Consider the following 13,520-nt stretch of genomic DNA (forward strand, 5'->3'; position numbering starts at 1 on the left):
ATTAAGGTGTACAAGCAAAAAGGTGATAGCTGCGCAGCGTACCTTTTTGAACCTGTAGCCCTCGATACAGGTTTTGATATGGGGAGGAAGACAGATGCAGGACGACAGGCTGATCATTGAGGAGGTCCTCCAAGGGAACAAAGAGGCGTATTCTCAGATCATACAAAAATATAACAAAAGGGTCAGATTGCTCATTCGCAAGATGATCGGACAGCCGCATCTTGAGCAGGATATGGCTCAGGAGATCTTTATCAAGGTGTATTACCATTTGGGTGACTACAGCAAAAGCTCCGAATTTGGTGCCTGGCTCTACAGGATTGCCACCAATTATTGTTTCGATGAACTTCGTAACAGGAAAAGGTCGATTGCGGTTACGGATGCAGAGATCGAAGTGGCTACCAGCCAAACACCTGAAATGGAGTACCTTGCTAAGGAGAAGAGGGTCTTTTTGCAAAATCGAATGATGACCCTGGAGTCCAAATACCGCGTCGTCCTGGAACTGCGCTACCTCCAATTTTTGAGCTACGAAGAAATTAGTAAGGAGCTGGATGTTCCCATCAGTACGGTGCGTACACGTCTTTCCAGAGGCAGGGTTAAGCTCAAAAATGCCATTACGAATTCGGGTAAAGGAGGGGATCTCTACCTATGACATGTTTGGATACATTCATGCTGAACGCGTATTTGGAAGACAAGCTTCCTTTTCGAATGAAACAAGAAATACAACGGCATCTGGATACATGCAGCGTGTGCCAAAGCAAGTTTGAGCAATATTTGGATGAGCTGGATACACCCGATGATGAAACAGAAGATGCATGGCAGACGGGGGCAACTATCCAAAATGTCATGGCAAAGCTCCCCGCATACCCGATGAACGTGCTCAAACCTGTTCAAAAACAACCGGTTCAAATAAATTGGAAAAAGCGGAGTGTGGATATTGTGAAGAAAACAACGATTGCAGTTGCAGGGTTGGCTATGGTAGTCACATTCGGAACAGCAGTTTCTCCTACGTTTGCGAGCTATATGAATGGGATCTATGCATCGATCAATCCGAGTGAGATAACGGTAACAAAAGGGCCATATAATGCGAAACAAGTAGTCGACCTGTTTGATAAAAAACAGACGGACATAGGTGTACTGAAAGCGGCAGAAAACGGCTTTGTACAGCCGCTTGACATGAAGGTGACAGACCAAGGGCTGACCATGGAAATCAATGCGGTTGTAGCTGATCCCTTGCGTATCATAGTTCTGGGCTCTGTGAAGGACTCGTCAGGCAAAAAGCTTCCTTCGTTCTGGAAGGATCAGTTCACGTTCATTTCTAGCGACAATTTGAATGAATTCAGGGAAGTTCGACTGAAAGATAAAAATGGCAAAGTAATCACGAGAATAGATGATAAATCGCAGGAATTGCTGCGCTGGCTGCCCCTGCCGAACGGTGAAAACTTCGCCTTCGGCTACCAAAGCGATATGGACGATTTCTTTAATGAAGCGAATCCAATGCCGGACGAATTGATTTTGGAAATGCGCGTGAAGCGCCTGACAGATACGAAAGGCACGTGGAATTTCGATATCCCGATTGATATGCGACCAGCAAAAGCAGCCATGAAAACAGTAGCGGTGAACAAGCAGTTAGAAACTCCGACCGGGACCACAGTGGAGTTAGAGGAAGCGCGCTTCGCCCCTACTGGTACGGAGCTGAAGTTTACGACCAGCAAGCCAGATAGAAAACTACAGGGCATTCGTTACGAGCTCGTGGATGAAACGGGTACCGTAGTGGGCAAATGGGATGACATGATGCACGATGATGAAAGGGATGACAATCTCGTTATGATAGCCGAGAGTTATGGCGCGGGGAGTTACTCGCACATGGACTATACAAGAAGGGAACCATTGACGAGTTGGGTTCATTCGTACATGCCAATAGACCCGGCCAAGAACCTGACACTGAAGCTCGATGCAGTCTATACAGCAGAAAAGTCAACGCTCCAGACAAAGCTACCATTGGCTGAACTGAAAAAGAAACCGATCACTGTAAAAAGTGACGGAAATGAATTTACTTTTAAATCCGTGAAGAAGGAAATGGAAGATGATATTACGGTTTACACAATTGAAGTAGAGGGCAAGTTTGCCAAAGATATTGTCGGAGTTCCATACGAGTGGAAGGTGTCCGATGATAAGGGGAATGATGAAGGGGGCAATTTCTTATTCGACCAGACAGTCAATGAGGACGGCACATCGAACATCACAGGCCAACTGAAGGTTTGGAGTGAAAATGCAGATGTGAAGGAACTGACGGTTGGTTTCAACGCGATGTACAAAGAGCATAAGGCAGATTGGGAAGTATCCATTAAGGAAGAAAAGAAGTAGTGTAACCAAAAAGCCGCCAGTTCCTGAAAAAGGATCGGGCGGCTTTTTGGCAATTGAAATCAGTATTTAGCAACCTCTGTTTGTTTTTCCCGATGAAAATAAGCATGTAACAGACAGAGCAGGACCGAACCCGCAGAGACAAGTGTTGCCAAGAACAGAGCTGGATGAATTCCGCCATGGTCATACATGAACCCCATAGCCAGCGGCCCCAAGAGCCTTCCACCAGTTGTAATCGCCCCTACGACCCCCAAATAAAAGGGTGCATTCTCTCCGGTTTTTTCCGATATAAAAGTAGGGATAGTAGGCGAGATGAGCATTTCTCCAAATGTAGTGATAACCATTCCGACAACAAATGCGTAATAACTACCGTGGTAAGCCAGCATACACCCAAAACCGACAGCATACGCGATGGCACTGACGACGAGTTGGGCAGACAAGCTCTGATTCAACAGCCGCTTGATCCAGGACGTGATGGGCTGCCCGGCAAAAATGATGATGCCATTAATCGTCCACAGCCAGCTATACGAAGACAGTGGCATACCCTGCTCTGTAATGTAAGGAGCAACGCCAGTGTTCCATACCGTATTGGAAAAGAAAATCAATGCTGCGCCCAACGCCATAAACAAGTACAATTGGTAGCGGAATAGCAGGGTAAAGTTGTTTTTCTCCCGATGTTTTTGCTGTTCCTCCTGTTGTTCTCCGACCAGCTCCTGATGGGATATATTCTTCATAAAAAGGAAGAAGAACAAGGCAAACAATAAGGTGCTCGTGCTGTTGAACCAAAAAGTAAGCTGGAAGGATAAAGTGGCAATGACGCCAGCCAACGCGGTTCCGATTGCCATCCCCAAATTATTGCCGACGTAGACGATGTTAAATAATTCGCGACGCTGTTCCTTCCAGCGAAAACCGATAAATGCTTGAATAGCCGGGAATGACAGGTTAAAGGTAAAGCCAAGCCCCATCATAAGAATCAGGTAGACAGGCCAGCTCTGAACGAAAGGAATGGAAAACTGAATAAGTCCTTGAATAATCAATGCTCCGACAATAAGACGTTTGGCACCGAGTCGATGAAACAACGATCCGCCGATGAATTGGCCGAAGATTCCAGCCAGAGATTGGATCATCAAGACGAATCCGGCTTCTGTCATGGAGCGTTGCAAAATGGTATGTACGTATAAGGTAGTAAGCGGCCACATAAAAGCGCTCCCGGAGGAGTTAATAAAGCTGGCGATGAGGAAGAAAATGGCCTCACGTGGATAGCGATTGAGGAAAGCGGACGGTGATATCACGCGAATGCACCCCTTACCATCTAAGGATAAGAATAGTATAGTTAATATTCCGAACTTTGTAAATTAAAATGTTTATAATGTCACAGGTACCCAAATAAAGGCTGCTCCACTTTCCGCAAATTCGAGTATACTAATCAAAGTGGAGAGATGACATCAACTGAGGATAGAGAGAATAAAGGTGGACTTTATGAAAATATGGAAACGAGTGTTGCTTCTTTTGCTTGTCGTGATGGCTGCGACAGCTGGATATTACGGATACTCTTTTTATCAATTTACTCAAAATATTCAAGAGCCCAATATCGCACCGCCTAGTGGTGGGAATCCAACCAAAGCAGCAGAAATACCAGAGTGGGATGGCAAGGAACGGGTCAACATCCTGCTGATGGGAGTAGACCGCAGAGGAATGAAAAATAACGGGCTTCCTCGTTCTGACTCCATGATGCTGGTCAGCATCGATCCTACGGGGAAACGTTATGATATGTTTTCAATCCTGCGTGATACGTATGTAGATATTCCTGGTAAAGGTAGCTCGCGGATCAACTCTGCGATTGTAGAAGGCGGACCTGAGCTGGCAATGGAGACGGTTAGCCAGTTCACTGGACTTCCGGTAGATCGTTACGTGATTACTGACTTTGAAGGCTTCAAGGCTCTGATTGATGCAGTAGGCGGAGTCGAGATCGATGTAGAAAAAAACATGTACTATCATGACCCGACCGACAAGGGTGTCTACGATATTAATCTGAAAAAAGGCCTGCAAAAGCTGAATGGAGACAAAGCTTTGCAGTATGTCCGTTTCCGCCATGATGCGACCTCCGATTATACACGGACCGAGCGTCAGCGGAAATTAATGACGGCAGTCGTGGATCAGATGAAAAATGGTACGACCTTGATGCAGCTTCCTACCATTTTGAAGGAAGTAACACCGTATGTTCAAACCAATATTAGCTCGGTGGACATGCTCAAGCTGTCTGCACTCGGATTAAAATTGAATACGTTAGAGCCAGGTAACTATCAGTTGCCGCCAATGGGGATGTTCCGCGAATCGCACCGCGCAGGTTCAGTTCTGGTTCCGAATGTCGATCAGGTTCAGTCGTTTATCCAGGAAAAAATCGCACCTCCTACAGAAGCAACAGATCAAACCGTGGGAGAAAAGAAAAGCAGCACGCAAAACTAAGCGTGCTGTTTTTTTTGTGTTTTTTAGGAAAGACTAACCATGATTTTCTAAGTGCTGAGGTGACAGTGTCGATGGATCGAGAGAGTGCGCGCAATTGGTTTTCACATACTAGCGACTTGGTCACTGAACATATTGATGAGCCTGAGGGCCGCGTGCGACTTTTCTTTTTATCGACCATGGCGGATGCCAAAGTTGTTTACAGTGAGCTCATCCCGAAGCTACGCGAGATTTGTTTGGAGGAAAGCGGGATTGAAGTGATTGCTCAGCACCTAGGAGCGTCTAGCAGCAGCCGAGTCTTCGATGAAGGGGAAGCCATTGAGCGTTTACTCAGCGGTCATATTGTCATTCAAGTGGAGGAATCGTCCTATGGCTTGGCGTTCCCCAGTGATGGCTCAGTTGGCAGAAACATTCAAGCACCAGAAATTGAAACCGTTGTACTCGGCCCACAGATCGCCTTTGTAGAAGAACTGAATGTGAACATCTGCATCATTCGCAAATATATGTCTACCCCTAGATTGTTCCATGAACGATTGAGCGTGGGGAAAACCATACCGATGAATGTGTCGATGCTGTATATGAGTGGGACGGTCGATGAGGAAAATGTGAATACGGTGCGTCAACGGATTAATCATCTGGAATTGGACACCAGTCTGGATTCTACCATACTGGCTCAGCATATCGCAGACAATGAGAAATCATTATTTCCTACTCTTCAACAAACAGAGCGTCCAGACAGAGTCGTACACGGTTTGCGACAAGGGCAGATTGCCATACTCGTAGAGGGGAGCCCGTTTGCTTTACTCGGCCCCACCACCCTATTGCAATTTTTTCAGTCGCCAGATGACTATTACTTGCGCTGGAGTCTCGCTACTTTTAACAGGCTCATGCGAATCTTTGCCATGATTTTGTCCCTGATCCTGACCCCGATCTACGTGGCTGCGCTGACCTATCATTACGAGATGATTCCAGCTGATCTGTTGCTTTCTCTCGCACAGTCGCGCTCTCGGGTACCGTTTCCACCACTGTGGGAGGCCATCCTGATGGAGCTGATCATTGAGCTTTTGCGGGAAGCGGGGGCGAGGCTGCCGACCAAGGTCGGTCAGACGATTGGTATTGTAGGCGGTATTGTTATCGGACAAGCTATCGTTCAGGCCGGATTCACCAGTAATATTTTGATTATTATCGTTGCTCTCGGGGCTTTGTCATCCTTTATCGCGCCTAGCTATATGATCGGCTCTACAATCCGGGTGGTTCGTTTTCCAATGATTTTGCTGGCAGGTGTGCTGGGTGCATTAGGCATTGTGGTCGGTTTTAGTTATTTAGCCAGTCATTTGCTTCGCCAGACCAGTCTGGGCCGTCCTTATATGTACCCGATTTATCCCGTACGATTTTCAGACTGGAAGGATGGCTTTATACGCGCTCCCTTATCCTCCCTTTCGGAACGGCTCAAGTTTTTTAACCCAAAACGAATATCACGCTTTGACAGGGCTAGAGCCAAAGAGAAGAAAGACATTGACGAGTAAGCGAGGCGGCTATGAAGATCAACATCGATGTAAGCAAGGACAATTCGATAACGGCATTTCTTGCAGGGGTTCTTGTGCATGGCACGCAGATAGGGATGGGCATTTTGGGCTTCCAACGAATCATTGCCAAGGAAGCGGGGCACGATGCTTGGATATCTGTCGTACTCGCTGCCTTGTTTACTCATCTTACGGTGATGACCATTAACAAGACGTTGCAAAAATACCCCTCAGCCGATATTTACGGAATTCAGGAAGATGTGTATGGAAAGTGGCTGGGAACAGGGATTAGCATCATTTATTTGACCTATTTTTTTGTGTCGGCTGGAGTCATTTTACGCACCTACATTGAAGTTGTTCAAACCTGGATGTTTCCGAATTTACCTACGTGGGTTCTGTCAGGAATCATCCTGTTTCTAGCGTTTTACACAGTCGTAGGGGGGATAAGAGTCATCGCAGGCTATGCATTGTTCTCCTTTATGGTCACGATATGGATGATATTTGAGTTATATTTCCCCTTGAAATTTGCCAGGTGGGAATATTTGTTTCCCGTTATGGACACCAGCCTGGAGAACCTTTTCAATGGAATGATTGCCATGTCTTTGACCAGTGCCGGCTTTGAGATCCTCTACGTTGCCTATCCATATGTACAAAATAAAGAGAGGGTACAAAAAAGTGTACAGTTGGGGGTGCTGGTGACGTATCTGATCTATTTGCTAGTCATGATTGTGGCGCTGGTCTTTTTTAGTCAGGGTCAGCTCATGAGAACGATCTGGGCGACACTCAATATGCAAAAGATGGTGTACCTCCCTATTCTGGAAAGGTTTGAGCTGGTTGTCATTTCGTTATGGCTTCTCGTGATCTTGCCGAATATCATGCTGTATTTGTGGGCTTCTGCCCGAGGTCTCAAGCGCTTGTTCGGATTCAATCTACGTCATTCGTTGTATTGGATTATACCCGTGATTTATGTAGCCTCCTTGTCGCTGCTTTCCAGGCAGGAGATGAGTCGGATGACGAATATTTACTCGCATATAACCCTGTACATTATATACGTGTACCCCTATTTTTTGTACCTGATGGTCTGGCTGAAGCAACGAAAGCAAAGGGCGAAACCAACCAGCAAAGGAGAGAGTGCCTGATGCTGCCCAAGCGTCTTTTTGCCTTGTGGTGTTCATGTGTCCTTGTTCTGGCAGGCTGTTCAGATCGGCAAATTTTTGATGAGACAGGACTTGCCACGGCTGTCGGATATGATCTGTTAAAGGATGGAAACATTCGGGGGACAGCAATCATGCCCTCCATTAATCCAGAGGCGAAAGAAAAGATACAGGTTTTTTCAGCTACTGGTGAAACCAGCAAGGGAATTCGGGATCGGATCAATTTACAATCAGATAAAAGAGTATTGGGTGGGCAAATACGTGTCGCACTCTACAGTGAAAAATTGGCAAAGCGTGGACTTGGCAGTATCGTTGACACGTTGTATCGGGATTCCTCTATTTCCAGCAGGGTTTATCTTTGCCTTTTCGAAGGCGAAACATATGATATGTTAACGTATCCCTATTCTGAAGCAGGGAATATCGGAATCTATCTATACCGTATGATTGAGCAAAATATTGAAGGGGAAAAAATTCCGTCTTCCACCATGCATGAGTTTTTTCGAGCTTATTATGACAAAGGAATCGACCCGATCATGCCGTTTATTGCAAAAAAGGGAAATGAGCTGCAAATCAAGGGTATCGCATTATTTCAAGGGGAGCGTTATGTAGGGTGGATCACACCAAAGGAAGCCTTTTTAATCAAGCTCATGCATGGCAAATTCAGGATTGGGAGCTACGATACTTCTGTCCCTGCTCATATTTTTGGCGAGGTGCACAAGAATCACGGAAGTAAAAATGATCGTGTGCAGCTTGTCTTTGATACGATTTCCAGCCATTCAAAAATCGAGCTGACCCAAGTATCTCCCCCGATCTTTGATATTTACATCCGATTAAATGCGCGGATTTTGGAATTAACCCTCCCGCTGAAGCTAGAGAATGCAAGGTTGATGAAAATCATGGAACATGCACTGGAAGAAGAGCTCGGAAAAGAACTGCAGAAAGTAGTCCACAAATTGCAGGACCTCAATGTCGATCCAGCTGGGTTCGGGATCGTGTATCGTTCAAATAGAAGAGGGAAGGCAAATATGACGCAGGCCGAATGGAGAAAGATGTTCAAAGGTGCGACATTTCACTTTCACGTAAAGTCGACCATAATACGCAACGGCGTCATGGATTAAAAAACTTTTTCCTGCTATTACTATTGACGTGATATTTTCAAAAAGGATATAATCCGTTTTGTATCATCAAGAAATAGAAAAAACGAACATAATATACGTAGATATCTTTCTTATCAAGAGAGGCGGAGGGACAGGCCCTATGAAGCCCGGCAGCCGGTTCATTTTCGAATGAACGTCGCGGTGCCAATTCCTACAGGATTGTTTGGATCTTGTGTAGATGAGAAGGGTGGATGCGAACGTATACATTGCGTTGCAGCCCCTTTTTCGTTTATGAAAAAGGGGTTTTCATATTTTTATCAAGATTATGGTCGGGAGGTGGATGCGTTGATCCAATTGCGTCAATTGCATAAAAGCTATCAAGTTCAAGGTAAAACCATCCCAGCGTTAACGGGGATCGACCTTTCCATAGAGCAAGGCGAAATTTACGGGATCATTGGACATTCGGGTGCCGGGAAAAGTACATTGATCCGATGCATCAATTTGCTAGAGCGCCCAACTTCAGGGGAAGTTATTGTGGACGGCGTCGATTTGACAAAGCTGGATGAAGGGAAGCTGCAAGAAAAGCGCCGCTCAATCGGCATGATTTTTCAGCACTTCAACTTGCTGTCTTCTTCGACAGTCGGCGAAAATGTCGCTTTTCCGCTCAAGCTGGCAAAGCGTCCAAAGGCAGAGATTGATAAGAAAGTAAACGAACTGCTGAAGCTGGTGGGCTTGGAGGCACATAAGGACAAATATCCGTCCCAGCTGTCTGGCGGACAGAAGCAACGTGTCGGGATCGCCCGTGCGCTCGCGAATGATCCAAAAGTGCTGCTCTGCGACGAAGCTACATCGGCTCTTGATCCGCAGACGACGAACTCCATTCTGGGACTGCTCTTGGACATCAACCGCAAGCTGGGCTTGACCATAGTGTTGATTACTCACGAGATGCACGTCATTCGCTCTATTTGTGATCGTGTCGGCGTGATTGACGGAGGAAAGATCGTCGAGTCGGGCAACGTACTGGATGTATTCCTTCGTCCGAAGCATCCAACGACACAAGAATTCGTGGAACAAGTAGCAGATTCTACAGAGCTGCGCGAAGCAGTCGAGCACGAAAAAGCCTCGGGGAACCGCACGATTGCTCGTGTCACCTTCCTCGGAGAAAAAACGTACCAGCCGATCTTGTTCCAAACGATGCAAGAGACCGGTACGGTGTTCAGTATTTTGCAGGGAACAATCTCCCGCATGAAAGATACGCCGTATGGTCAGTTGGTGATCGAGCTGGAAGGCGATGTCGCACAGAATCAAAAGACCATCGAGACGCTGCGCCAACGTGGCTTGGAAGTAGAGGTGATATAAATGGACTGGACATTCGAAAATGTGGATTGGGCTGAAATCGGCGAAGGTACGATGGACACGCTCACGATGCTTGGCTTTTCCACCCTGTTTACCGTCCTGATTGGTTTGCCGTTGGGCATCATTCTGTTTTTGACTTCTCGCGGACAGCTTTTGCAAAACCGCACTTTTTATACGATCGCATCATTCGTTGTCAACGTATTGCGCTCGGTACCATTTATCATTTTGATGATCTTGCTGATTCCTGTGACGAAAATGCTCGTAGGAACCTCACTCGGTGTACTGGGTGCCATTCCGCCGCTCGTGTTTGGGGCCGCTCCATTTTTCGCACGTTTGGTGGAAACCTCTCTGCGTGAGATTGATAAAGGCGTGATTGAGGCCGCACAATCTATGGGTGCTTCCAATTGGCAGATCGTCTGGAATGTCCTTTTGCCAGAGTCTAGGTCAGGTCTGATCGCAGGTATTACGATCACGACGGTAACACTGGTCTCCTACACGGCAATGTCTGGGGTAATTGGCGGCGGTGGTTTGGGTGACTTGGCGATCCGATACGGTTATCAGCGTTTCCAAACCGATGTCATGATTGTGACTGTTGTTATTTTGCTGGTGATGGTACAGATCTTACAATCGCTGGGGGACCGTCTGGTTCTGAAATTCAGCCGCAAATAGGATCTTTCCATATAGATTTTCAAAAAATAAGATGAAATACATGCAAGGGGGAAATCATTCATGAAAAAGCTAGTCGTATCTGTACTTTCTACTGTATTGGCATTTTCTTTGGCAGCTTGCGGAGGCAAAACGGAAACAGCACCTGCTCCAGCTGAAGGCGGCGCACAAGGCGGACAAAAGGAAGTAACATTGAAGGTAGGCGCTTCTCCCGTTCCACATGCAGCAATCTTGAAATTTATTCAACCAAAACTGAAAGAACAGGGCGTGAACCTGGAAGTCCAAGAGTTCACTGATTACGTACAGCCTAACGTTCAAGTGAACGAAAAACAACTCGACGCAAACTTCTTCCAGCACAAGCCTTACCTGGAAGATTTCAATAAAGGACAAAACATGAACCTGGTGCCAGTAGTGGCTGTACACATTGAGCCATTCGGCGCTTACAGCAAAAAAATAAAATCGGTAGATGAATTAGCTGATGGCGCAACAATCGCGCTGCCAAACGACCCAACAAACAGCGGTCGCGCACTCGCACTCTTGGAGAAAAACGGCGTGATCAAACTGAAAGAAGGCGCTGGCATCAGCGGTACAGTGAAAGACGTTGTTGAGAACAAGAAAAACCTGAAATTCAAAGAAGTAGAAGCAGCAATGTTGCCGCGCGTTCTGGAAGAAGTAGATCTGGCGTTGATCAATACGAACTACGCGCTGGAAGCAAAGCTTGTTCCAACGAAAGACGCTCTGTTTATTGAAGATAAAGATTCTCCATACGCAAACTTCTTGGTAGCTCGTCCTGACAACAAAGATTCCGAAGCCATTCAAAAGCTGGCAAAAGAACTGAACTCACCTGAAGTGAAAAAGTTCATTGAAGATGAATACAAAGGCGCGATTATTCCAGCGTTCTAATGAAGAAATAATTGATCAATCAAAGAAACCCAACTTGGCCTCCAAAGCTGGTTGGGTTTCATTTTTATTTATAATAAAGTGAATTTTTATAAAATTTAGTTAAATCTATCTCGTCCCCGTTTTCAACTTATTTCCCGTCGAGTATATTGTGTTTGAAGTGGGAAAATATAGATAAGGGGGAATTTTCTGATGAATAGAAATCTCAAGTTGTTTCTTGGCGCGATGCTGGTCGCCGGAAGCATGTTAGCTGGATGTTCGACGAGTACGCAGCCATCAACGACAACCCCTCCGGCTGAGGGAACCGCAGTATCAGCTGAAAAGCCTGCAAATGCAAGGCCGCAAGTATTTCGGGCGAACATTGTGAGTGAGCCTTCGACAGCGGACCCCGGTCTTGCGAAGGATGCCACTTCGGGAGCGATCATCCGTGCTACTTTTGATGGCTTGACGCGTTTCGATGCAAATGCTAAGCCAGTGAACTCAGTAGCATCCGATGTGAAGCTCTCGGATGACAAACTGGTGTATACGTTCACGCTTCGCGACTCCAAGTGGAGCAATGGAGATCCAGTCACTGCCCATGACTTCGTGTATGCATGGAAGCGTGCTCTCGGCAAGACATTTGGTGCCGAGTATGCCTATCAGCTGTACTACATTAAAAATGCGAAGCCGATTCACGAGGGCAAGATGAAACCCGACGAACTCGGTGCAAAGGCTCTCGATGACAAAACACTGGAAGTCACGCTGGAGAATCCAACGCCTTACTTCTTGGAGCTGACGGCTTTCTACACATACTACCCGGTTAACAAAAAAGTAGTGGAGGCCAATCCGAAATGGGCAAACGAAGCGGCGACGCACGTAAGCAACGGTCCATTTAAGATGACAGCGTGGGAGCACAAGAGCAAGATCGTGCTTGAAAAGAATGAGCACTACTGGGATAAAGACGTAGTAAAGCTAGATCGCATTGAATTTGCGATGATCGAGGACGATAATACAGCCCTGTCCATGTTCGAGAACGGTGAGCTGGATTGGGCAGGCCAGCCACTCGGTGGACTTCCCACCGATGCGATTCCGTCACTAAAAGAGTCGGGCAAACTCGTTGTTCATCCAAAAGCAACGATGTATTGGTACAAGATGAATACGACAAAAGGGCCGCTCAGCAACGTGAAAATTCGTAAAGCACTGGCATACTCGGTAGATCGTCAAACCATCGTAGATAACATCACACAAGTCGGACAGGTGCCAACGATGGGGATGCTGCCGCAATCCATGATTATCAAAAAAGACGGATACTTCAAGGATAATGATGTAGAAACAGCGAAAAAGCTGCTGGAAGAAGGCATGAAGGAGCTCAACATGACAACGCTGCCTCCGATCACCTTGTCTTACAATCCAAGCGATAGACATAAGAAAATTGCCGAAGCGATTCAGGACCAATGGAAACAAAAGCTCGGCATTGATATAAAGATCATGGTGAAGGAGTCCGCCGTTCATTTGCAGGATATGCACGAACTCAATTACGAGATGGGCCGTATCGGTTGGAATGCAGACTTTAATGATCCAATGAACTACCTGGAAATGTTTCGGGATGGTAAAACAGGCAATAATGATACGGGCTGGGAAGATTCGCGCTACCAAGAGCTGCTGAAACAGTCATCGGTAGAAATTGACCCAGAGAAACGCAAGCAGCTATTTGCAGAGGCTGAACAAATCTTTATGGATGCCATGCCGTTAATCCCGCTGTTCACGGATGTGGATGTGTGGGTGCAAAGTGACAAGGTGAAAGGCGTTCAAGTGGATGGACTCGGATTTATCGACCTAAAGTGGGCAGAGATGACAGAGTAACGAATAGAACAAAAATCCCGAGGCCAACGAAATTGGACTGACCCTAATTAATGAGACGTTGAAAAAGCACCTAGGCTACCTGTTTCCCATACTCGTATGGAGACAGGTAGTTCAATTTTTCCTGAATTCGATCTTGGTTATAAAAACAGATGTAATTT

Annotated in this window: 12 protein-coding genes and 1 riboswitch; of the genes, 10 read left to right on the forward strand and 2 right to left on the reverse strand. The window is 46.3% G+C overall.

The window, feature by feature from the left end; all coding sequences use genetic code 11:
- The first annotated feature begins 94 nt into the window (after positions 1–94).
- On the forward strand, positions 95–649 hold the full coding sequence (locus M3630_RS24830; protein ID WP_251253879.1) for an RNA polymerase sigma factor: 555 nt from the start codon (positions 95–97) through the stop codon (positions 647–649).
- Positions 646–2,364, forward strand: a complete 1,719-nt coding sequence (locus M3630_RS24835; protein WP_251253880.1) for a DUF4179 domain-containing protein — start codon at positions 646–648, stop codon at positions 2,362–2,364. Before M3630_RS24830 ends, M3630_RS24835 begins: the two co-directional genes overlap by 4 nt.
- 59 nt (positions 2,365–2,423) lie before the next feature.
- Here M3630_RS24835 and M3630_RS24840 read toward each other — a convergent pair whose 3' ends face one another.
- Entirely contained in the window at positions 2,424–3,653 is a 1,230-nt protein-coding gene (locus M3630_RS24840; RefSeq protein ID WP_251253881.1) for an MFS transporter, read from the reverse strand.
- 187 nt (positions 3,654–3,840) lie between these two features.
- On the opposite strand from M3630_RS24840, the gene M3630_RS24845 reads away from it, so the two are divergent.
- The 8 genes from M3630_RS24845 to M3630_RS24880 all read left to right on the forward strand — a co-directional run bounded on the left by M3630_RS24845 (position 3,841) and on the right by M3630_RS24880 (position 13,362).
- The gene (locus M3630_RS24845; protein WP_251253882.1) at positions 3,841–4,827 is read left to right on the forward strand and encodes an LCP family protein; all 987 of its coding nucleotides are present in this window, start codon (positions 3,841–3,843) and stop codon (positions 4,825–4,827) included.
- 71 nt (positions 4,828–4,898) lie between these two features.
- On the forward strand, positions 4,899–6,350 hold the full coding sequence (locus M3630_RS24850) for a spore germination protein (protein ID WP_251253883.1): 1,452 nt from the start codon (positions 4,899–4,901) through the stop codon (positions 6,348–6,350).
- 11 nt (positions 6,351–6,361) lie between these two features.
- Positions 6,362–7,486: a GerAB/ArcD/ProY family transporter gene (locus M3630_RS24855; RefSeq protein WP_251253884.1), complete on the forward strand. Its 1,125-nt coding sequence runs from the start codon at positions 6,362–6,364 to the stop codon at positions 7,484–7,486.
- Entirely contained in the window at positions 7,486–8,619 is a 1,134-nt protein-coding gene (locus tag M3630_RS24860) for a Ger(x)C family spore germination protein (RefSeq protein ID WP_251253885.1), read from the forward strand. Before M3630_RS24855 ends, M3630_RS24860 begins: the two co-directional genes overlap by 1 nt.
- Positions 8,620–8,726: 107 nt before the next feature.
- Positions 8,727–8,843: riboswitch (SAM riboswitch) on the forward strand.
- 100 nt (positions 8,844–8,943) lie between these two features.
- A complete protein-coding gene (locus M3630_RS24865; protein WP_251253886.1) occupies positions 8,944–9,957 on the forward strand; it encodes a methionine ABC transporter ATP-binding protein in 1,014 nt (337 codons plus the stop codon).
- The gene (locus M3630_RS24870) at positions 9,958–10,623 is read left to right on the forward strand and encodes a methionine ABC transporter permease (RefSeq protein WP_173611904.1); all 666 of its coding nucleotides are present in this window, start codon (positions 9,958–9,960) and stop codon (positions 10,621–10,623) included. It abuts the gene before it with no gap.
- Between the two features lie 60 nt (positions 10,624–10,683).
- Positions 10,684–11,523, forward strand: coding sequence for a MetQ/NlpA family ABC transporter substrate-binding protein (locus tag M3630_RS24875; protein WP_221866636.1), 840 nt, complete (start codon positions 10,684–10,686; stop codon positions 11,521–11,523).
- A 189-nt stretch (positions 11,524–11,712) separates the two neighbouring features.
- A complete protein-coding gene (locus M3630_RS24880; protein WP_251253887.1) occupies positions 11,713–13,362 on the forward strand; it encodes a peptide ABC transporter substrate-binding protein in 1,650 nt (549 codons plus the stop codon).
- 70 nt (positions 13,363–13,432) lie between these two features.
- On the opposite strand, the gene M3630_RS31250 is transcribed toward M3630_RS24880, so the two are convergent.
- Complete coding sequence (locus tag M3630_RS31250) at positions 13,433–13,513, reverse strand: IS3 family transposase (protein ID WP_353057225.1); 81 nt, start codon at positions 13,511–13,513, stop codon at positions 13,433–13,435.
- Between the last annotated feature and the right edge of the window lie 7 nt (positions 13,514–13,520).

This window comes from Brevibacillus sp. MER 51 (genome assembly GCF_023714195.1).
Taxonomy (GTDB): Bacteria; Bacillota; Bacilli; order Brevibacillales; family Brevibacillaceae; genus Brevibacillus.